General features: G+C 45.0%; 18 protein-coding genes and 1 pseudogene. 9 read left to right on the top strand and 10 right to left on the bottom strand.

Translation table 11 applies throughout. The features are described from left to right. Both AACR09_RS14575 and AACR09_RS14580 read left to right on the top strand, forming a co-directional pair. Positions 1-259: pseudogene (locus AACR09_RS14575) on the top strand (DEAD/DEAH box helicase); the annotation flags it as partial. A 766-nt stretch (positions 260-1,025) separates the two neighbouring features. After that, positions 1,026-2,219, top strand: coding sequence for an acetate/propionate family kinase (locus AACR09_RS14580; RefSeq protein ID WP_017081950.1), 1,194 nt, complete (start codon positions 1,026-1,028; stop codon positions 2,217-2,219). Between the two features lie 201 nt (positions 2,220-2,420). Here AACR09_RS14580 and AACR09_RS14585 read toward each other — a convergent pair whose 3' ends face one another. After that, positions 2,421-2,636 carry a hypothetical protein gene (locus AACR09_RS14585; RefSeq protein ID WP_004731730.1) on the bottom strand — a complete coding sequence of 72 codons (216 nt, stop codon included), beginning with the start codon at positions 2,634-2,636 and terminating at the stop codon, positions 2,421-2,423. Between the two features lie 169 nt (positions 2,637-2,805). Here AACR09_RS14585 and AACR09_RS14590 point away from each other — a divergent pair, with 169 nt between their 5' ends. After that, positions 2,806-3,855 carry a cysteine synthase A gene (locus AACR09_RS14590; protein WP_017095056.1) on the top strand — a complete coding sequence of 350 codons (1,050 nt, stop codon included), beginning with the start codon at positions 2,806-2,808 and terminating at the stop codon, positions 3,853-3,855. A 105-nt stretch (positions 3,856-3,960) separates the two neighbouring features. Here AACR09_RS14590 and AACR09_RS14595 read toward each other — a convergent pair whose 3' ends face one another. Beyond that, positions 3,961-4,527, bottom strand: a complete 567-nt coding sequence (locus AACR09_RS14595) for a helix-turn-helix domain-containing protein (protein ID WP_193835259.1) — start codon at positions 4,525-4,527, stop codon at positions 3,961-3,963. Positions 4,528-4,625: 98 nt separating this feature from the next. On the opposite strand from AACR09_RS14595, the gene AACR09_RS14600 reads away from it, so the two are divergent. Then, positions 4,626-5,819, top strand: a complete 1,194-nt coding sequence (locus tag AACR09_RS14600; protein WP_193835260.1) for a benzoate/H(+) symporter BenE family transporter — start codon at positions 4,626-4,628, stop codon at positions 5,817-5,819. Positions 5,820-5,989: 170 nt separating this feature from the next. After that, positions 5,990-6,379 (top strand): hypothetical protein, encoded by a 390-nt coding sequence (locus AACR09_RS14605; RefSeq protein WP_004731720.1) that lies wholly within the window; start codon positions 5,990-5,992, stop codon positions 6,377-6,379. A 156-nt stretch (positions 6,380-6,535) separates the two neighbouring features. On the opposite strand, the gene AACR09_RS14610 is transcribed toward AACR09_RS14605, so the two are convergent. Further along, the gene (locus AACR09_RS14610) at positions 6,536-7,468 is read right to left on the bottom strand and encodes a LysR family transcriptional regulator (protein ID WP_193835261.1); all 933 of its coding nucleotides are present in this window, start codon (positions 7,466-7,468) and stop codon (positions 6,536-6,538) included. A 267-nt stretch (positions 7,469-7,735) separates the two neighbouring features. On the opposite strand from AACR09_RS14610, the gene AACR09_RS14615 reads away from it, so the two are divergent. Continuing rightward, positions 7,736-8,503 carry a glycine betaine ABC transporter substrate-binding protein gene (locus AACR09_RS14615; protein WP_102488925.1) on the top strand — a complete coding sequence of 256 codons (768 nt, stop codon included), beginning with the start codon at positions 7,736-7,738 and terminating at the stop codon, positions 8,501-8,503. Between the two features lie 155 nt (positions 8,504-8,658). Further along, positions 8,659-9,684, top strand: coding sequence for a zinc-binding alcohol dehydrogenase family protein (locus AACR09_RS14620; protein WP_193835262.1), 1,026 nt, complete (start codon positions 8,659-8,661; stop codon positions 9,682-9,684). 113 nt (positions 9,685-9,797) lie between these two features. On the opposite strand, the gene AACR09_RS14625 is transcribed toward AACR09_RS14620, so the two are convergent. From AACR09_RS14625 to AACR09_RS14655, 7 genes are all read right to left on the bottom strand, one after another. After that, positions 9,798-10,433, bottom strand: a complete 636-nt coding sequence (locus tag AACR09_RS14625; RefSeq protein WP_193835263.1) for a CIA30 family protein — start codon at positions 10,431-10,433, stop codon at positions 9,798-9,800. A gap of 47 nt (positions 10,434-10,480) precedes the next feature. Then, positions 10,481-10,747, bottom strand: a complete 267-nt coding sequence (locus AACR09_RS14630; RefSeq protein ID WP_193835264.1) for a DUF3081 domain-containing protein — start codon at positions 10,745-10,747, stop codon at positions 10,481-10,483. 291 nt (positions 10,748-11,038) lie between these two features. Beyond that, positions 11,039-12,241 (bottom strand): type III PLP-dependent enzyme, encoded by a 1,203-nt coding sequence (locus tag AACR09_RS14635; RefSeq protein ID WP_193835265.1) that lies wholly within the window; start codon positions 12,239-12,241, stop codon positions 11,039-11,041. Beyond that, complete coding sequence (locus tag AACR09_RS14640; RefSeq protein ID WP_193835266.1) at positions 12,234-14,099, bottom strand: IucA/IucC family protein; 1,866 nt, start codon at positions 14,097-14,099, stop codon at positions 12,234-12,236. The genes AACR09_RS14635 and AACR09_RS14640 overlap by 8 nt, the downstream gene beginning before the upstream one ends. Continuing rightward, complete coding sequence (locus tag AACR09_RS14645) at positions 14,071-15,288, bottom strand: MFS transporter (protein WP_193835267.1); 1,218 nt, start codon at positions 15,286-15,288, stop codon at positions 14,071-14,073. Before AACR09_RS14645 ends, AACR09_RS14640 begins: the two co-directional genes overlap by 29 nt. A gap of 6 nt (positions 15,289-15,294) precedes the next feature. After that, a complete protein-coding gene (locus AACR09_RS14650) occupies positions 15,295-17,106 on the bottom strand; it encodes an IucA/IucC family protein (RefSeq protein WP_193835268.1) in 1,812 nt (603 codons plus the stop codon). Continuing rightward, a complete protein-coding gene (locus AACR09_RS14655) occupies positions 17,103-18,314 on the bottom strand; it encodes an ATP-grasp domain-containing protein (protein WP_065605431.1) in 1,212 nt (403 codons plus the stop codon). Before AACR09_RS14655 ends, AACR09_RS14650 begins: the two co-directional genes overlap by 4 nt. A 278-nt stretch (positions 18,315-18,592) precedes the next feature. Here AACR09_RS14655 and AACR09_RS14660 point away from each other — a divergent pair, with 278 nt between their 5' ends. Both AACR09_RS14660 and AACR09_RS14665 read left to right on the top strand, forming a co-directional pair. Continuing rightward, positions 18,593-20,641 (top strand): TonB-dependent receptor, encoded by a 2,049-nt coding sequence (locus tag AACR09_RS14660; protein WP_193835269.1) that lies wholly within the window; start codon positions 18,593-18,595, stop codon positions 20,639-20,641. 184 nt (positions 20,642-20,825) lie between these two features. Further along, the coding region (locus tag AACR09_RS14665) for a TonB-dependent receptor family protein (protein WP_228010621.1) at positions 20,826-22,345 on the top strand (1,520 nt) is incomplete at its 3' end.

Below are 22,345 nucleotides of genomic sequence, written 5' to 3' on the forward strand. Positions count from 1 at the left end.
CTACCGTGGTAACCGTGAAGGCGGTAATCGCGAAGGTGGTAACCGTGAAGGTGGCAATGGCGGTCGTGGTGGCTACCGTGGCAACCGTGACGGCGCACGTGATGGTAACTCTGCTGGTGGTCGTGATGGCGAACGTCGCTTTGACCGTAACCGTGGTGGTGATCACCGTGGTAACCACCGTGGCGAACGTGGCCATGGCAACGCAGCAGCTGGCAATGGCGGCAACCGCGGTCGTCGTCCAGAGCGCAGCGAAGGTTAATCAACCTTTAGTTTAAGTTGAAGTTTACAAGCCAAGTGCTTATAGACGAATAGCTTAAACAGTGAATTTAAAAGCCGAGCATTATGCTCGGCTTTTTTGTGCCTGCTATTTTATTCTTCACGCCTGTAGCACGTTCTAAGCCCTGGTTAAGATAGTGCCTCGCATCATAAGGCTGCCACAGTGACATGTGCGTAAAGCGCCGTTTAGCGTGTCTAATCTGGAGGTATGGGAGTCGAGCGATGTCTAGCAAAAGAAATGCACAGCTATAATGAAAAATGAAAATGGAATTTGAAGTAAGAGCTGCTCAACCTTTCGAACCAAATAAGTGATCTATTTATAGTACTGAGGCGAAGTTAAACGCCTTAAAGTCTATTAGCGGGTATTGGCAATCAACAGCTCTATATTTAAGTGCCGTGCTGTATTTTTTTAAGTCGCAGCGTAGAACGCTAGCTTGTTTTTTGGCTTTATGGGCTTAATTTATGAATTGGACTCTTGGATAAGCTTTCAATACAAGATGACTTTGCTCTCAACGTGGTTTGTATGAATCTATCAGTTTCATAACTGCATTTACTTCATCTTATTCAACTATTTTTTAATTTTTGTTCTCGAAAGAAATAAATTGATGACTAAGATCAACTTAATTGTGTTCATTTAGTGGTTTTTGCAAAACAAAAGTTGAAAGATTCAAAAATTATTGAATAATAGACTTAACTAAAATTGAAGCGAAAACTTCACTAAATTCGTACTGAAACAGGATCCATATCCAATGTCTAATTCGTTTGTTCTGGTTATTAACTCGGGTAGTTCTTCCCTTAAATTTGCTGTCATCGATTCTGTTTCTGGTGACGCAGTATTAAGTGGCTTAGGGGAGTGTTTTGGTCTTGAAGATGCTCGCATGAGCTGGAAGCATCAAGGTCAGAAAACAGAAATTGCTATTCAAGGCGAGGGTAACCACCACAAAATTGCCATTGGCAAATTGGTTGGCCTGATGGAAGACTTAGGCTTCACTGCTGATATCGTGGCAATCGGTCACCGTATCGTTCACGGTGGTGAGAAGTTCACTCAAACCGTTCGTATTACTGAAGAAGTAACAAGTGAGATTGAAAGCCTATCTGACTTAGCTCCACTTCATAACCCAGCAGGTGCTATCGGTATCCGTGCTGCAATTGAAGCTTTCCCTTCTCTACCTCAGTTCGCTGTGTTTGATACTGCTTTCCACCAAACAATGCCACAACGTGCATTTACAGGTGCAATCGCAAAAGAGCTATACACAGACTTTGGCGTTCGTCGTTACGGTTTCCACGGTACTAGCCACTACTTCGTTAGCCGTGAAGCAGCGAAAATGGTCAACAAGCCAGTTGAAGAATCTAGCTTCATCTCTGTTCACCTAGGTAACGGCGCTTCAGTATGTGCTATCAAAGACGGTAACAGTGTTGATACATCAATGGGCTTCACACCGCTTTCTGGCCTTATGATGGGCACACGTTGTGGTGACTTAGACCCAGGTATCATCGAGTACCTACTTAAGAAAGGTTGGTCACAAGAGCAAGTATTCAACTCTCTAAACAAGGAGTCTGGCTTCCTTGGCGTGTCTGGTCTTACGAGCGATGCTCGTGGCATCTTAGAAGCAATGGAAGAGGGCCATGAAGGCGCTAAGCTTGCGTTTGAGGTGTTTACTTACCGCGTAGCTAAATACGTTGCTTCTTACCTTGCAACGCTAGATTCTTTAGACGGCATCATCTTCACAGGTGGTATCGGTGAGAACTCTCTACCAATTCGTCGTGAGATCTTAAACAACCTTAAGATTCTTGGTTTTGTTGAAGATGTAGCAGGCAATGAAGCCGCTCGTTTTGGCGCTGAAGGCATCATCGCTAAATCAGAAATGCTAGACGCTGTAGCAATGGTTATCCCAACTAACGAAGAGTTCGTTATTGCTCAACAGTCGGTAGAACTTCTGTAATCGAAGCTAAAGTCTAAGCAAGACAAATATTGAAAAGCGAGCCCAAGTGGCTCGCTTTTTTGTGTCTAGTAAAGATGCGTTTGAACGCTTTAACAGGGGGCCAAATTACCTATGCCATTACATAGCCCGCAAGGCCATCGTCAAACGCTTTTAGAACAGAGTTTCAATTACAACTCACTTGGTACTCTGGAAGAGTTAAGGTTATTTAACCTCTGAGCGGTAGTTTGGATCTGTCCAGCATCGAGGTAACTCTTCACCTGACATAAACACTAGTTCGGACTTTTTAAACATCTCGGGGTCTTGCTGTTCTTCGCCTGCTTGAAACCGACCTTCGATACTGTCCTGAAATAAGTTGGTTAATTTGGTCATTTCAGTTACATCTACGAGGTCACCGCTCTTTTTCTCTTTTAGAAACATTTTTTTACCCTCAGTCTATTCGATCACCCCTAATTATAATTGTTATTTGGAAAATGAGAGTCTTTTCAATTCCGCCACTCCTTGACTAAGCAGACCTCAGAGCTACGCTTATGATCATCGACAACCCAATCGATGAACAACTCATCCTCAACAAATAAATGGAGTCGCGATGTCATCTGCCCACATTGCAAACAATCTCAGTGAACTCATCGGCGATACCGATCTTGTTAGAATCAACAGTCTCTCAGAGATATCAGGTTGTGAGATTCTTATTAAGTGCGAACACCAGAACCCGGGTGGTTCGATTAAAGATAGAGCGGCACTTCAGTTGGTTATGGATGCAGTAGAAGCCGGTAAGCTTAAGCCGGGAATGACAATCGTTGAAGGTACCGCAGGAAATACGGGGATCGGCCTTGCTCTAGTCGCTAAATCCCTTGGTTACAAAATGTTGGTGGTGATGCCAAAAGGGCAGGCACAAGAGAAAGAGCGCATGATCTCGCTTTATAATGCTGAACTGTTATTGGTCGACCCTTGTCCTTTTGCAAACCCTGAACATTTTTACCACACGGCCAAGCGGATCGGTGTCGAAAATGAGAATTATTGGTGGGCAGATCAGTTTGAAAATCTCAGTAATTATCGAGCGCACTATTTAAATACTGGACCGGAAATATGGCAGCAAACTCAAGGGGAAATTGATGCTCTAGTTTCTGTGGTGGGGACTGGCGGAACCATTGCCGGAAACTCACATTATCTATCTGAGCAGAAACCCAATCTCGAAACTTGGTTGGTTGACCCAAATGGGTCCGGTATTTATTCGTTTCTACGTAATGGACACTATCAATCAACGGGAAGTTCGTTCACGGAAGGCATAGGGATCATGCGAACGGTTGAAAATTTCAGGCAGGCAAAAATCAATCGTGCCATCACGCTTCCCGATCAGGATTTGGTGACGATATCCCGCCTTGTTGCGGAGCATGACGGTATTCTTCTAGGAAGCAGTTCATCGCTGAACGTAGCAGGTGCGCTATACGCTGCAGCTAGAATGGGGAAAGGGAAAACCATCGTTACATTTAGCTGTGACCTTGCTGAGCGCTCGTATTCGAAGCTGCACAACGAAGCGTTTCTGAAAGAAAAAGAGATACAGCTTAATAAAGAAAACCTTTCTCAACTATGGGCACGTTACCAAGCAGAAGATGGCAGCATGGTCGTCAACGTATAGTCGTTCTCAGTGAATACTAGCCAGTGGGATGCCTGCTCTTTCGTTAGCGATGGACATCCGTTAGCGCTAAACATCCGGCTATAGCCGTTATCACCAAATCCGGCACTATTGCTTGTTATCTGGGTAGTGAATCACATTATGAAATACGGCATTTCCTTCACCGATATTTTTGTAGCCATGGTTTTGGTTAGCATTGAAGCGAACGGCTTGCCCTGCTCGTAACGTATGCCACTCACCATCAAACATCACTTCCATCTCTCCCGAAATGCATAAGATGTGCTCAGTGACATCTGCGTTATGTGGGGCAGATTCATGCTGGTAATCGGGTGCTAGGGTGAGTTCGAATATTTCAAACCCTAGTGCTTCCTCAAAAGGAAACAACAAACTGACGAAAAAACCAATGTTGTATTCCTCATGCCTTAGTTCGTTTGCATCTCTGAATAAACTCGTCAGTTCACTGTTTGAGCTAGCAGCGATAAAACTCGAAAGTGACACTTCGAACCCAGAAGCTATCTGCCAGAGCTTAGCGACTGTCGGGCTGGATTCTCCACGTTCAATTTGTCCTAGCATTGCTTTACTCACGCCAGTTTCTCTCGCTGTTTTGTCTAAGCTCCAGCCTTTTTCTTGGCGAAGGCGTTTCAAGTTAACACCAACTTTAATTTCTGGTTGCATATTTTCTCTACAAGTTTTTTACAAATAAGTTGTGCGTTATAGCGCACAGTGCTAGGTTTGGTCTATGGACGTTATAACGCACACAGGAAGAGATTAACATGACTAAGCTAAAATTTTCTCACGTCAGTACCGGCTTTATCGCTGTTTTCATTGGTTATGCGAGCGCCGCGGCGATTATTTTTCAAGCGGCAATGAGTGCTGGAGCAACCGAAGAACAAGTGGCGTCATGGTTTTGGGCGTTGGGAATTGGCATGGGGATGACCACAATACTGCTCTCGTTTCATTACAAGAAGCCTGTGGTTACAGCGTGGTCGACGCCTGGAGCGGCGTTGTTAATCACATCTCTTGAAGGGCTGACAATGAATCAGGCAGTAGCCGTGTTTTTGTTCAGTTCGATGTTGATCACGTTGGTTGGATTGGCGGGGATATTTGAGAAAGTCCTAAAACAGATCCCAACATCGATTGCCTCAGCGATGCTCGCGGGGATTCTATTGCAATTCGGTTTGGGTTTGTTCACGTCGCTAATGGAAGAGGCACAAGTCGTAGCGGTCATGCTCGCTGTATTTATTCTGGCGAAAGCGCGGTTAGGAAATTTACTGATCCCAAGCATTTTCATCATCGCATTGGTCATGTGTGTGGGTTTTGGCAAACTCGATGTCAGTCAGGTGACTATGGGATTAACGACCCCAGTGTTCATCACGCCCGATTTTGAGTTCTTTTCGTTGTTCAGTGTGGGTATCCCACTGTTTATAGTGACGATGGCTTCACAGAACTTACCGGGATTTGCGGTTCTAAAAGCGAATGGATACCAAGTCGATTCATCGAAGATCATTACCACCACCGGGGTGACAGGTTTGATTTTCGCACCGTTTGGTGGCTTTGCGTATAACCTTGCAGCGATTACGGGCGCTATTTGTATGGGCCCTAATGCGGATAGTAATCCAAAGACACGTTATATGGCGGGGATTTGTATGGGCGGGTTTTACTTGTTAGCTGGCGTGATGGGGATGTCATTTGTGTCGCTGTTTAGCGCTGTGCCCTCCGAGATTGTCATTGCAGTTGCTGGCTTAGCGGTGATGCCGACCTTGATGAATTGCCTTGCGGTATCAATGGCAGACAGTCATTACCGAGAACCCGCACTGCTTACTTTCTTATTCACTGCTTCTGGTACTAATTTACTGGGAATCGGCAGTGCATTTTGGGGTCTGTGCATCGGGTTGTTTTGTTGCTGGTTACACCATTACAAAGCTAAGTCGGGTGGAGAAAGCAAGGCTTCGCAAACTTCGTCGTAATGAGATGATGTCCCTAGTGAACGAGGCCTTAAATTTATCAGTAGTCATCATGGTGCTTTGTACTTGGTACAAATATTCAGTTCGAACCAGCCTTAGGTTGTGATTGAGATAGTATTTTGCTACAAAACGCGCATAATCTCGCTATACAACATTTAAAGAAGAAATTACTTATGACTACCTTTCAATACTATTTTCACCAACTGCCTTGCTTCGACTGTAAAAAAACGACGGTAAGTACTGATCTTGGTTGGTTAACGCCTGCGATGAAAGAAGATGCTATAGCTCAACTGACAGCGACGCTTGCGCAAGGTGAGATTACACCTGATCTTTCAGCAAACGTGGTATGTACTAAAGAGGAAGCTCGTGAGTACCTATTGCTTAACTTCTTCGGTTATTCAGAAGAAGAGCTAGCAAGCGAAATTGAAGCGGATGATGAGAAAGAAGTCGCGGATGAAATCGCAGAGCTACTGGAAGAAGGCGAAGACACCATCACCTTCGAACATGAAATTGCTCTTCAGTGCTGTGCAGGTTGTGACGTTGTTGAAGACGAGTCAAACTAAACTCTTGTATTAAGGTTATTAAACCAAGTACTTGTAATAAAGTTAGTATGTTCATCATACCCATATGATGTTCAAATGATTAAAGGCGTTAGCGAATTGAAGTTCGCTAACGCCTTTTTTGTATCTCTACTTCTTGTCTCTAAGCTGCATTAGATCCTATGATATTTTGCTTTCTATAATGCCTTGCTCACTAAGTTGCGAAAGGATCTCCGCAGTTTTATCGCGGAATAGATCTCTTAATAAGCGAACAGTCGGGGTGATGGATTGACGACTTGGGCACACTAACCACAACTCTGTAGGTGTTGGTTTAAATTCAGGCATGACTTTAACCACTTCGCCTGAAAGCAGATGACGTGACATGTCTAGGCAAGATTTTATTGCCACTCCTTTACCCGCGATACACCAACGTCTTACAAGGTCAGCGTCGTTCGAAGCGCGGTTCCCTTTTAGTTTCACTTTATGATCTTGAGTACCGTCGTTAAACACCCACTCGTCTTGCAATATGTCATGAAGTTGGTAGAGCAAACCATTGTGTTGAGTTAAGTCACTCGGGTGTTTTGGTGTTCCCATTTCAGCCAAATATTCAGGAGCTGCACATAATATTCTGGGCACATCGCAGATTTTAAAGCCATACATGTTGGCATCAGTCGGGGAGCCATAACGCAACGCCATATCAACAGAATCACGGTAAAAATCGATATTGCTATCGCTGATGCTAGTACGTAGTGCGGCGTTAGGATATTCCAGTAAAAACTCATCAAGCCAAGGTGTGATTAGGTTTCGTCCTAGATCAGAAGAAAGCGCGATGCGAATTTCACCGTCAACAATACCAAGCTCTTCTCTCATGTTGAGTTTCGCTTGCTCCAACATTTTTAAGGCTTGTTCACACTCAGGTAAATAGCGTTCGCCTGCTGAAGAGAGCCTTAGGTGGCGCGTGGTTCTTACAAATAATTCCGCCCCCAGAGCCGCTTCAACACGTTTGACGGCAGCGCTTGCGGTAGCTGTACGCATGTCTAGGTTGGTGGCTGCTGCAGTAATACTGCGAAACTCTGCCACTTTCAAAATGACCTGTAAGTCTTCAAGAAGCATGTTGTTTACCTGTATTGAATTATGTTCTAAGCATGGCGTTGGAATCTTTCCCCATCACAATCTGCAGATGGGTTATCTCTAATTATCGCTTCTAAGTTAGCTTCAAACACTTAATTGTCAAAATTAATTTGATAATAATTCAAATATGAGGCTGTTTTTCATTAGTAATTTTCTCACTATCATTTCCCCTATCGACAACATAGCGCAGTACACACTGTATGAACGAAGCCTACGATCTAGGGGGACAAGATGACTAAGAAAATCATAATGGGTGTAACGGATTTGTCGTTCCACCGTACGACCGCATCATTGGTTGCCAATGTATTGAAAGCCATGGGCTTTGAGGTAGAGCGCATTTTCTCTCCACATCAGGAGAGCTTTGAAAAGCTGAAAACAGGCCAAGTGGATATGCTTTCTTCTGCGTGGTTGCCATCAAGTCACGGTATCTACAAAGCGAGCGTTGAAGAAGTTGAGCCGCTTATCGAGCTTGGGCTTCATTATGAACCTTATGCCTTGTGGGGCGTACCAGACTATGTGCCTGAAGCGGCGGTTTCTGAAGTCTCTGATTTATTAAAAGCCGAAGTGGTCGAGAAAATGAACTCGACCATCCAAGGCATCAACCCCGGCGCTGGCATCACACGCTTCTCTATCCAGATGATGAAAGACTATGGCCTGAGCGATGCCGGCTACGAGTTCTTTCCTGGCAGTGAAGACGATTGTTTCAGTGCCTTTGAAAGTGCAGTGGCAAACAAAGAGTGGGTGGTAGTGCCACTGTGGAAACCTCAGTTTTTGCACTATCGTTACGATATTCGTGAGCTCAAAGAGCCAAAAGGCTTACTCGGAATTGTTGATAGAGCGGTACTTCTTTTAAGAGATGACAAGAAGCATCTGTTCAACGAACAACAGATTCAGAAGTTGGATTCGCTACGTTTCTCGAACGACATCATCGCAGAGCTGGATTACAAAGTTTGCCGTGAAGATAAGACACAAGATCAAGTGACACATGATTGGTTGATTGAGAAAGGCCTGATTTAACCTTTCAGCCGTGGTAGTGCAGTTAGATGTCTGCATTACCCAGATAGCGGTAACACCATTATCAAAAATTATTTGAGAATTATTCAAATATTAGGCGGTTTATCTAGAGTGAGAATTGACTAAGATTAACTCGTCTAATTCAAGGAGAAAGCACAATGTCAGTACCATCAAAAATGAAAGCTATCGGATTTACTCAATCACTTGCGATTACAGAGCAAGACAGTTTATTTGAGTTTGAAACGAGTCTGCCAGAACTAAAAAATAATGACTTGCTGGTAAAAGTGAGCGCGACTTCTATTAACCCTGCTGACGCAAAAATTCGTATTCGTAGTGCCAAAGACAAAACACTCGAACAACCAAAAGTCTTGGGTTACGACGCAGTCGGTGAAGTTGTTGGCAAAGGTGCTGACGTTGAAGGCTTCGAAGTCGGTGACCGTGTCTACTATGCAGGTGACGTAACTCGTATGGGCGCTAATGCCGAATACCAAGCTGTGGACTACCGTATTACCGCTAAAGCGCCTAAGAGCCTTTCTGATGAAGCTGCAGCCGTTATGCCTCTAGCAACGCTTACGGGTTGGGAAGCATTGTTTGACCGCTTGCGTGTTCGTCCTGAAGAGAAAAAATCTATCCTGATCATTGGTGGAGCAGGCGGTGTTGGTTCAATTACGATTCAACTGGCTAAGCAACTGACCAACCTGAATGTTATCGCTACAGCTTCAAGACCTGAAACGGAACAATGGGTAAGGGATATGGGGGCGGACTATGTGGTGAACCACCGTAACCTTGTCGAGTCAGTGCGAGAGCAAGGCATTCAACATGTCGACTACATCTTCAATGTTGCAGACACAAAAGGGCACTGGGATGCAATGGTTGAGTTGATTGCACCGCAAGGCATGATCAGTTCGATTGTTGAATTTGACGGTGGCATTGACTTATCAGCGCTGCAAGGCAAATCAGCGGGCTTTGTTTGGGAGCTGATGTTTACACGTTCACTGTTTAACACCGAAGACATCCAGAAGCAGCAAGACATCCTATTCCAAGCTGCGAACCTGATTGATGCGGGCCGTATTAAATCGACGCTAACCTCGACCCTAAATGGCTTTAGTGTGGATACGATCAAAGATGCACACCAACGTATTGAAAGCAGTGCCTCGATTGGTAAAACAGCTATCAAATACTAATTGCTGATGATTTAATCCGCCGTTGTTTTGAATTGTTGACGGTTTAGATAGAAGAAGCCCCTGATATCTTATTGTTAGTCAAAAGGTATCAGGGGCTTTTGTTTGTTTTCAGTTTAGTCAGCTTCTGGTGATGTGATAGGTTTCGATGTTTTGAAGTGAAGCTGAATTAGGTCTAGCTCAAAAGGCAATGCCTGCTTGTCTGCAATCAAAAAGCCGATTTGTTTGATGTCTTGTGCCTTAAGTTCCGGCGCATCGCTCAGTAGCCGACCTCTGAACACCGCTTGAAAATCATTGAAGTGGAACACCTTGCTAAACTGCTCTCCCTTAATGGTATCGAAATCGTGTTTGTATTGAACGCGATGACCGTCCTTCGATGTTGTGAACCTCAGTTGGTAGGTGCGACCATCACCAACAAAATCTAGCTCTGCACTGTCTATTTCATGGGCAGGTGATTCAATGGAGCGCTTTACCGAACTGAAACCCCCATTATTTTCTAACGATATCTCGCCCCTAAACTGACTCATATTATCAAGATAAATGAGCTCGCCTGTTGAGATGCCACCCATTACATCGTCGTTGGTCACTGTCCACTTATGGTGTTCATTCGCTTGTGTAAAGTCGATCATGTTCGTCCTTGTTGCATCAGCCTTAAGACTTAACGAATGAATGCTGAGTAGAAGGAGTAAAAGTATGGTTAACCTAAGGGGTAACCGCGTTTTACAATGGGTTCCGTTCATCATTTTCTCCACTGCTTCCCCATAGGCTATGCGGTGTTTACTCGACAGCGATGGATAACTTATGAAGAAGGTTCAGTTTCAAGCATAGCTAAACAACGCTTGATGAAGGCTTCATAGTTCGATGCTTTGTCGTATTCGATCTTCAATGAGCCGTGGAACATTAGTGTCACCGTAACGTCTCTATAGCTTAACCAAAAGGTGTAACCGTCGTAATCGTGCCACGCTACCATCTCTCCCAATTGATATTTGCTGTCCAATTGCTTGCCCGAGGAGCGAATGCAATCGAACACTCTGAGAAACTCTAAAATGGTGATTCTGTTATCCATGTACCACTCCCGCTGCGTAGTCGATGACAAATGCTAAGTGCTTGTATTTGAATTAACTACGGTTTGGTTCTGCATTACGATCACTGTGGGGAGTCGGTTACTCAATCACTGCAGCTGTTTTGCAAAAGGGCTAAGATAAACAGAAGAAAGGCGTTAGTAGACTTGAGTTTACTAACGCCTTTTTATTTGGTGTCTTTTTATTGAGTGCCTTTTATATTTAGTGTCTTTAGCTAGCTCTATGGAGTTTCAACTCAAACTATCAGTTAGAAACCATCGAGCACAGCGAGGCGCTTAGAAATAATGAAACACTGGAGGTTCATGCATTAAGAAGTTTTGATGCGAGATGTTCCAAGCATAAGCGCCTGCTAGAGTGAACACCACATAGTCACCGATATCGACCTGCTCGATATGTTGATTTCGTGCCAGAACATCTTTTGGCGTACAAAGCTGTCCAACCAACGTGGCTGTGGCATGGTTTATCGGATGTGAAATCGTGGGTTGCTGATTACTTTTCACGATTGCAAAAGGGTGGTCATGGCTTTGCGCTGCCGGAGTACGGAAATGATGCGTGCCACCACGGGCAATCACAAAATGCTCGCCAAGATTTTGTTTAATATCCAAGACCTCCATTACGTAATAGCCACAAGATGCAGAGATGTAGCGGCCACATTCAAAACGCAGCTTCCAATTTTGTAAATGTTCCTTGGAAATCAGGAACTCCAATTTGTCGCAAAACTCCATCCAAGGAAAATGTTGTTTAGGGTTTTGGTAATTGATTCCCATACCGCCACCCAAGTTGATCGTAAGATCTTCAAGTGAGTATTCTTCTTTCCATTCCTTCACTACTTTGAAATAGCGTTCCATCAAAGCTAAGTGTCGACCGACTTCAAGCTGGTGTGACATCAAATGGAAGTGAAAGCCTTTCAGCTTTATTAAGGGGAAATCGCGTAGGGACATCAAGGCATTACTTAACTCACTCTCATCGAGGCCAAACGGGGTGGGCTTTCCGCCCATGGCTAACTTGCTAAGTGTGATGTCACCAATGTCTATGTTCATACGCAGGAAGATCGAAGCAGGTCGATTCAACTTTTGTGTTAAAGAACCAATGCGTTGCAACTCAGTGAGGCTCTCTACATGAATCGCATCGACATCGAGCATAATCGCTTGCTCTAACTCACTGGGCATTTTCCCTGGGCCACCAAAGATCAGTGGTTTATTGAGTTGTTGCTGGTGGAGGTGTGTAAGCTCTCCGCCTGATGCTGCTTCAAAACCATCAACATAAGGGGCTAAAGTGCGTAATATCGGCTCTGAAGGATTCGCTTTCGCGGCGTAAAATAGCTCTACGTTTTTTGGCAATACATGGCGCATCTGCTTAATGTGCTGCTCCAATGCATCGAGATCATAAAGATAAGCACATAATGGTTGCGTTTGTTGCTTGGCCAATTGGCGTATTTCTTGATGGATTGAGGCAGAAAGTTGAGGAGAATTAAGCATGGTGAACTCCTTTTGAATGAGTTGGCCACGGTGCTGCAACTTGGGTGTAACCGGACTCTTTATCGGCATTTTGCATCAAACGTGTTGTGAAGTTATTTTTGCTTGGAAAATGACCATCGTTAAGCAATGCCATTAGTTCGGGTTGCTGGCCATTGATAGACGTCCAGCGGACGATAGCGTCTTTTAAAGTTCCCCATAACGTATTCTCAAGTGCCGAGTTACCCTCAGCGATAAAGAAAATGGCCTCGCTGATATTGTTAATGAAGGTGCAATAGCCAATACGGTTCCAACCTTGCTCACGGCTGTAGTACACCGATTGACGAGCACGCTCTGAAAGTTGCTGAAGTGTTTCTGATGGCCAAAACTCGCGTAGTAACTTGGTACCTTCTAAGTCTCGAATCCATACACAGCAAGGCATGCCTTTTTCAAATCCAATCAACGTATTTTGTAAGTGCGGTTCAAACGCAACCCCATGTTTGAAGTAGTAGTTAAAGACGCCCGGAATCAAACAATGCAGATAGCGCTCAAACCACAGCGTGGCGATATTGTCATATTGGCTTTGTGTTGTTTGCGCTTTTTGTTTGAGTTGAGTGGCGATGCAACTGTTCCCGTCTGTATCGTAAGCAAAGAGGGCACCCGCTAACGTTGGTTGCAAAATATCGGTTTCGCTTAAGGTGAAATTCTCTCGATACAAAATACCAAACGACTCGCGAGCTTTAATAACATCAGCATGCTCTTGTTCAGCCATAGATTCTAGATTCAATGTGGTTGCGTAAGGTTCTGTCATTACTTTGAATACTGGATTACGTAACTGTTCACTCTCTTTGATGGGATGCAGAATCGAGGTTAATTGAACGGCACTATCGAGCTCATACCATGCGTTTTTACGTACGCAGTTAGTTAAACGTACATTGATAGAGAACTTAGCAAACCAATCCATATCTGGGTGGTACAGAGTGCGCACGGATGAAGTGGGTAATAATATTTCACCACCTAATCCAAGCGGGATGATTTTGCCTCGTTCAATGGCCGTTTTGACCACTGGGTTTTGCAAAAGCGTGTAACTTTCCCAAGGGTGGCAAGGGTAAAGCATGGTAGTTTCTGAATCGTTCTCGTCTGGTGCAAGTTGTTTAAGCATGGTAGTTGGTGAGGTTCGGTCATCTGAACTCAAGACGTCGAGCAACGTAGTGTCGACCTTAAACCAATACAGGGGAACCTTAGCGCCAACCTCAGGGGAACACGCGAGCAGATCATCGATACTGACCCCTGAGCGACTCTTTGGCGTTGGATGAAAAGTATGTCCCCAAAGTAACGATTGCTCTGATGCGATAAACGCGTTGTGATGCTGAGGTGAGTTGTCTGAGTTTAGGAACTGCTCGGTAATCAACAAACTGTTTTCCATTTGCTCGACCAACTCGTGATTGAATGGAATCGTCAGCATTTCATTTAGGTAACTGAGTAGAAGCGTCAGGGTTTGAGTTGCGTCCAATTTGCACCAAGCTGCACCGGGCATTTTAGCCCAAGGTGTATCACTGAGCTTCACTTTCCCCAGTTTACTGATGTACTCAACGGGTAAAACCATCAGACCATTTTTCTGAGGTTGATCTTGGTGAGGTAGGTGAATGGCCACGCGCTGGTTAGCGTTGTAGTTTCTTTTCAAAGTTTGAGGCAGAGAGGCAGAACTGTAGCGCCAATTAACCTGTTCATTGGGTATCGCGTATTCACGCAAGTAACAGTTCACCACGCCCATGATGGTATTGAGTTGAGCTTTTTCTCGGTTTAGCAGTACTTTTTTACGATTTTGAAGAGCTTGGTCTTCAGCGTAATGTTCACTTGGAGATAATTGAGTCTGTAACATGTTGATGTCCAAATTTTGAATGGATGATCAGCGCGATAGCAGCAATGCCACTGACCAACATAGAAAGTATGAAAGGAACCTCAAGCCAGCCCAAGCTTGATATGAAAGACGCGCTCAACCCAGCCGCAACGCCACCCCATTTAGACATAGCGTCAAAGCGCGAAAATACTTTGCCGCTTTGTCGTCGATCAATTTGGTTTGCCAACACTTGATGCAAGCCGTGATAACAGCAAACCATGCCAAGTCCGAAAACAATACGAGCAATAATCAACACTTCTTGATAAGGATTGAGATGCATTGCTGCACTGAGTGAAAGCAAACCAAAGCCTAGCCATAAAGTACGCTGCGTTTGATTGCGTTCAAACTGGTGTCGATCAACCCATTCTGAGAACAGATGAACTTTTCCTGCAAAGAGCAGATAAACACCATGTGGGAGGGCATATAAAAACCCAATCCACGCTTGGCTTGTCACGCCATATTGCTGCACATAAGGCGAGAAATAGGGGAACGTGACGACCATGGCGAAAGCAAAGCTGAACTGCGCGCCAAACACCCAATAAAGCGTATTTAATGATTTGGTTTGGCTGCTTTGAGCTTTATTCGATACCTGATCTTTTACAATCCCCTTAGATTTCGCTAAGTCATCGATGGGTAATGTTAAGGTGATCAATAGCGCGAATAGCGGCAAAGCGGACAACCACAGATACGCGTTCAGCGGGTTTGTTTCTGATAAGCTCCAGCCAAGCCCTACCGGAGCAATAATTAGCGCCAGACGGGCAGAAAGCTGAGTTTTATTGAGTGACTTACCGAGTGATTTCGCATCGTTGATTTGGCTGGATAAGTAGCTGTTTGAGGCGGCCATGGTGCCACCAAAGGTTCCTTGAATGATAAGACCAAACACAAACATTGAGAGATTATCGGCTAAGCCACACAGCGCGAAGCCTGCTGCAAGCCCGAGTTGAGCACGTAATAGAGAGCGACGTCTGCCATATTTATCAGCAAACTGCCCCCAAAAGCGTGCCGCAACGGCAGTGCAAAAGGTCGGCAAAATGAACAGTACCCCCGCCCAATCCGAAGTAATGTTTGCATCCAGTGTTGGCAATACCATTGGCAAAAACAGCGGCATTCCTAAGGCTGCAAACGCGGCGATAAAGTGGCTTAAAAGTACACAATAGATGAGTTTGGCCATGATGGGTTAACTCACACTCTGCTTGATGTCTTCAAGGTAAGCGTGTTGTGCTTCTTCGCTGGTTAGCAATAAAAAGTTCGGTGCTGACAAGCCATAAAATTTATTGATATCGCTTGCACCAGACGCCTCTTTAGACAATAAGCTACCCGAGCTCAATAGATACTTAGCGTATAGGTTGGGTGACTCAAACAACATCTCGTTTGCGAGCTTGGTGTTGTGTCCTTGTTTGTCCAACTGGCTAAGCTGTTGGGAGAGGCTATTGGCGACCACTTCATACAGATAAGCTGACGTGGCGATTCCTTTCGTCGCCATTGCTTCGACAATCGCGGCAATGTCTAACTGCAAAGTAATCGTGGTAAACATCTGACCAAGAGCAAGCTCGTTGTCTACAGTGATGCGTTGATCTAAAAGGTGGTCGCATTTTACGGGCGATTGTTGCTCAAACGTTTGGAAACGCTCTGGCCAAATACGCGCAGTATCGTTGTCTTTCATGGCTAAGGTCATCTTGCCTTGCTCATTGAATGCAATGATGGCGTTTTGTTGGTTAGACTCCAAAGCAATACCGTAACGAATCCACAATGTAAGGTGCACTTTGCATAGCAGATCGACGTAATCTTTAAACCAAGTCAGTGTATTTTGCTGATAATACTGCTCGGCGAGGTGTTCCAAGAACAAACGTTCATCAGGCATTGGACTGGCAAGCGCAGCCACAGGCACTAGTGCTTTGTCTTGGAAGTAACTTTGCGGGTATTCGCGCACAATGTAAGCAAAGGTTTTATCGTCTCCAACATGCCCGCCATGTTTCTCATAACAATGGAAAAACGTGCCATGTAAGTCTTTATCTGTTTGCTCTAAGTGCGTCAGTAAACGTTCAAACCAATGCCCATCATAGAGCGTAGATGGTTTGATTAGGCGAATGTTTTTAGTACCCAAAGATCGCATGATCAGCGGCACCTTGATATGGACCTGTGGTGCTGTGTTCACGACCACAGTGCGCACTGACAGGGTAGGAGTCACCTCAAGACACGCAACCGGCGCTTCAATGACACCGTCAGGAAGTTCATCAAGACTTCTTAGTGTTAATGGGTGTGCGGGGAATAACTCATGGCTAAGAGCAAAATCGGCGGGCAGACCCACTTGCTCCATCGTTGGCCAACATTCTGGTTGTGGACTGGTCAATGTAACGAGTGACTTTTCGATTGCGAGCCAACGAAGTTCAAAGCTTTGTGCAAATTCTGGCGCGAATTGTTCTAGGTCGTGATCGCTTAAACCGAACTTAGCACGTGCTGTCGGGTAGTAAGGGTGGTCAAGATAGGATGCGATTTGATCGGCATGCAATAGCTTTTGCTCCCAACGTTCTAGTTGAGAAATCGGTTGCATTAGTGATTCGGATTGCTGACTGAAGGCACTATCACACAATCCTTTGTGTTTTTCTGCGCATTCGAGTTCTTGCAAATAACCATCTAATAACGAATGCGAGCTTTCGTGAGCACTTGCTTTCAGTAGTTCGATCCAATCTTGATAGTGCTGCTGGGTTTCAACGACACCATTTCTCTCGATGAACCAACCATCACCTTTCGAACCATCTGGTTGCCCGTATACCCAACGCTGCATGTAATAGCTCGGAGTAACGGGCAAGTAGAGTGTAAAGTCTGAACCCGCAAAAATAGCCCAAATTTGATTACGAGGATAAGAAGATAGTTTGAGTGTATTTGGTAGCTGAGATTTAAATTGGCTTTGAGAAACTAATCCAAACAAATCTTCACGCAAGCAAGTATCGATTAGTCGCTGAGTGAGGTATAACGCGTTGCCATTCATGCTGTTACCTCGTTTGTTGCTGTTAGATTGAAGCGAGAGATTGCCTGTTGTAGTACGGGTTCTAGAGTTTGACTAGAAGGGGAAACGACCGAAATTCTCGCTAAGTAATCCTTGTTGGAGAAACTTTGTTGGAACGTCTCACCAACCTTTTTAAGCACTTGCTGCTGAGTGACAATATCGCCCTCTTGGTGAATGAAAGAAGTTGATGACCCTTCAATCAAACCGCTTTGTTGAGCAACTACATAGTGCACATGGGCACTGCCATCAATACGAAATGTAGGGTCAAGCTTGTGACCCAAGTGAAGATTTAAGATGGTATTGAACCAATTCCCGCTACTGAGGTTATCAAGTAAAAACTCTCGTCCATCACCAATACTTCGATAGTTGATCTCGACCAGTACCGGCCCCGAATCTGTGATGATGAATTCGCTATGACAGACACCAAACCCCACCCCGAATTCTTGAAGCTGACGTATACATTCATCACGGTAGTGCACGCTGTTAATACCATTCCAACTTGCCGCTGTTTCGATGAAGTAAGGTGGCGCAGAGAGTTCTACATCGAACCCACCAAGCGCGACTAAATTTTCCCCGTCGCCAATGGTTTCGACAGTGATAAGCGGACCTTGTAAAAACGCCTCAACCAAAATGGGAGTCGTAGGGTGCTTTTGCCAAAACGTATCGCAATAGTTATCCAGCTCAGCTGCGGACTCGCAGCGCTGCACGTCTAAACTAGCCACGCCTTCCTTGGGCTTCGCAACGACAGGAAAATCGAAATCGAATACAGGAGCGCTCTCTCGACTTAACAAAACACTTTGAGTATTAGGTAACGATTTTTCGTTGAGAACCTGACGAGTTAAGTATTTGTTTTTCGCCTTAAGAGTCACATTCCAATCTTTAGCAGGCACACCAAAGAACTGTGCACAGATTGCGGTGGAAGTTTGTAGGTGGTCGCTGTTACTGAAAACAGCATGAGGTTCTAGCTCTTGCTCTGTGATGATTTCGATGAGTTCAAGAGGGTTGAAGACATCGCATTCCAAAATTTCATCGGGATTAAAGCGGTCATCTTCATTCGCCAGTTTTAAGTGGTTTAGTTTGTGGTCTGTGATCAAAATGACGTGGAGACCCATCGCTTTTGCTGTCGGCACGAAGCCGTGAGTGATCGCATCATTCACGACGTGACTCACGATGATTATCGTAGATTTCATGGGGCTTTCCTAATTTCCAAAACGTTGTTGTCGCCTGCTCACAACTCGCTTTCAAGTGCTCTCTTTCGGGGTTAAAAGAAAGAGAATTTTTCTATCTTATTGTTTTTATTGATTCTTATGTCATTAGTGGTGTTGCATGTTTTTATTGATTCTTATGTCATTAGTGGTGTTGCATATTGCAAAGCAAATATAGATCAAAAAATACATATTGCAAATATAAATGATATTTGTTCTTATTCGCAATATTGTTATTTTATAAACTAAAACGGAATTAGAAAATGAACATTAGATTGGCCTTGTCCCCTCTCGCTTTGGCTATTGGAGGTGCATTAACCGCAGTGGCTACCGTGTCGAATGTAATGGCTGCAGAAGAAATAACGGTGGATGAAACTCTACAAGTTATTGGTCATCAGTACGAAGGTTACGCGGAGCACATGCCTCAGTCGGGTACCAAAACGGATGTCGAATGGTTGGATGTACCGCAGGCAGTATCGGTGGTCACAAAGACGGAAATGGAAGACCGCGGTGCTGTACGTTTGGTGGATGCACTTGATGGTGTCGCAGGGGTTAACAATACCTTGGGTGAGGGAAGCCGAGACCAATTTGTGATTCGTGGTTTTGATGCGCTTAACGACATGTACCGTGATGGTATGCGTGATGACGGGACTCTGCAATCGTACCGAAGCCTAGCGAATATCGAACGTGTCGAAGTGGTAAAGGGCCCTGCAGGCGCACTTTACGGCCGAGGTTCAGCCGGCGGTATCATCAATTTGGTCACCAAGCGTGCTAACGGTGATAATTTCACACACGTCAACGGCAGTGTTGGCAGCAATAATCTTTTTGTTGGTCAGGTTGACAGCTCGATGGCGCTTAGTGACAAGGTTAGTGGTCGTATCAACGTGGAAAGTCGACAATCGGATTCCTATGTAGACCACGTCGACTCTAATGATTTCTTTATCGCACCAACAATTCGTGTATTACCAGCGGATGGTCACACGATTGATCTCGATGTCGAATATGCTCACCAAGAGTTAGTGCCATATCGTGGTGTTCCATCAAAGAATGGTAAGCCTGTCGACGTCTCTGAAAGCACGTTTTACGGTGGCACCAACGACTATCAAGAGTCGGACAGCATTCGTGTTGGCGTTAATTATGAATGGCTTTTGAATAGCGAATGGGCATGGACAAACCGCGCGGCATACAACCATATCGAGTTAGAACAAAAGGGCACACGCCAAGATAAAATGACAGTCACAGGAAATGAGGTTAAACAAACTGTCAACAACCTCGGTTACGACCCTCGTACCACGACGACTCTTCAATCTGAGCTAGTTTGGGAAACGGATTCGAACCAAATGATGATCGGCGCGGATTATAATCAGGTCAATATCGATCTCATTTCCGCTTTAGTACGCGACCAAGACTTACCACCAAAAGATATCTATAACCCTGTTGCTGGTCCAACGCCTAATCCGGGGTTTAAACCTTCCCGCGACAACACCACAACGACCACTGGTATTTACATTCAAGATGTTTATACCTTTGGTGATCTTTCAGTGATCGGTAATGTGCGTTACGACTCGATGGAGCTTGAACAGCAAAAAGCGGGCTCAGCAAAAGAGAATCTAGACGATGACAAAGTGAGCTACCGTGGTGGTTTGGTCTACCGAATCAACGACGATATGTCGGTGTACGCAAGCTTAGCTCGTTCATGGCAATTGCCTTACTCAGGTATCTACATCAACCCTAAATTAGCAGAATTCTTCCACACCGATCTAAAAGAAATTGGCGCAAAAGCTTACCTATTAGATAACGCTTTGATGCTGAATGCAGCGGTCTTCCAAATCGATCAAGAGCAACCAGAAACCAATATAGACGGCGACGTTGTTAACAAGATCGAAGCTCGTCACCAAGGTATTGAGCTAGAAGCTCGCGGTCAATTTACCGAGCAGTGGGATATTTCGGTGGGCTATAGCTACCTCGATGCAGAAAACAAAGAGACAGGCAAAAAGCCGAACGATGTGTCTGATCACCTGTTTTCGCTTTGGAGCACTTATCAGCTAGACGATAACTGGCGTTTAGGTGGTGGCGTGAAATACGTAGGTGACCGTTATGCGGGTAATGATGAAGCGGTAGCGTTGGGTGACTACACCACGGTTGACTTGATGGCAGCGTACACCACGGGTCGTCACAAAGTTCAAGCGAACGCTTACAACGTGCTTAATGAGGAATACATTCTGGGCGCAACCAACGGCACGTCTGGTACTAACCAGATCGGTTACGGAGCGCCAGCCGAATTTATGCTCAGCTACGGCTATCAGTTTTAAAAGCTAATTCAGTTCTAAGAGTTCGTTCATTTCTAAGAGCTAGTTCGACTCTAAAAACGATTGATTTGTTCGCTACGAATGAGTGAACAGTTGGCTTCATTTTGAGGCCGTTTAGCCCATAGGATCAAAGCGCCGAATCGTAAACATGGCCTTTGATCTTAACTTGCCTATTTAGGAGATTTTCATGCCTTACCAGAATTTGGATGGTAAACCCTGTACTCAATCACATCAAAAGTTGCGTCTAAGTGCCCTTGCAATGGCCGTCGCTTCAGTGACTTCCATGGGCGCATTTGCCGCGTCAGATCCACAAACGACGACCATGGAAACGGTTGTCGTGACGGGCAGCTTGATCGGTAATTCAGAACTTGAGGATGTGAAAGAGTATCCGGGAGCTCGTACTGTTCTGACTAATGAACAAATTAAAAAGACTGGCGCACTCTCGATTGACTCTGCCTTCCAAAGTGTGCCGGGCATTAAGGTTCAAGACGAAACGGGCACCGGTGTTTTGCCTAACATCTCAGTGCGTGGTTTGAAAGCGAGTCGCAGTGGGCACGCTCAATTCCTCATGGATGGTGTTCCTCTGACACTGGCGCCGTATGGTCACACAGGACAATCAATTTTCCCTGCAACGCTGTCGATGCTTGATCGTATTGATATTGTGCGAGGCGGTGCGGCGGTTCAGTACGGACCAAACAACGTCGGTGGTGTGATCAACTTGGTGACCAAGCCTATTCCACATGAGTGGCAAACGGAAATCAGTAATCGCTTTACTGTATTCGAGGGTGGCGATACGCCGCTCAACGACTTTTACCTGCGAACGGGTGGTTGGTTAACCGATACGCTGGCACTTCAAGTCGAGGGGAACTTCTTAAAAGGTGAAAGCTTCCGTGAACACTCCGACACGGATGTAAAAAACTTCCAAGCGAAATTGCAATGGTTACTGAGCGATACTCAAGAGTTACAAGCTTTCGTTCAACGTTATGATGCCGACACCCAAATGCCCGGTGCTTTATCGCCAGATGATTATGACAAAGATCGTACTCAGTCGAAGCGTCCATACGATGAATATCAAGGCACTTCAACGCGTTGGAGCCTGAAGTATTTACATGACTTGAATATTGCAGATAGCGCCGAATTAGAAATACTGACGTTTGGCCACCGCTCTGAGCGTTTCTTCCAATGGGGCTTTAACAGCGCTGGCGGTCACTGGGCGGACCCGGCATTACCATCAACCGATATTCGTACGTCACCACGTGAATTTGCTGTTTATGGTGTTGAACCTAAACTCGCGATGTACTTTGACGGAAATACCGTAACGCAAAATGTGATTGTTGGGGCACGCTACGTCAACGAAGATATCGATTACAAGCTGACTCAAACGCCAATTGCTGGTGGTGCTACAACAACCCCACGTGATTGGCACTTAGATACTGACGCTTTTGCTGGTTACATCAGTAACGAAATCGGCCTGTTCAATGATGTACTGAAAGTGACGCCGGGTATTCGCTATGAATCGATTGATATGGCATATAGTGATCTAGGCCAAGGACAGAATAGAAACAATAAGGTGACTGAGTGGTTGCCGGGCTTGACGGTGGCATACCATCTGACTGAACAATGGGTTGGGTACACAAATGCACAGAAATCTTTACGTGCACCACAAATATCTAACATTAAGGTTAATGGTAAAGAGGGCAGTGAGCT

Origin of the sequence: Vibrio sp. OPT20 (genome assembly GCF_963889365.1) — a bacterium.
GTDB lineage: Bacteria > Pseudomonadota > Gammaproteobacteria > Enterobacterales > Vibrionaceae > Vibrio > Vibrio splendidus.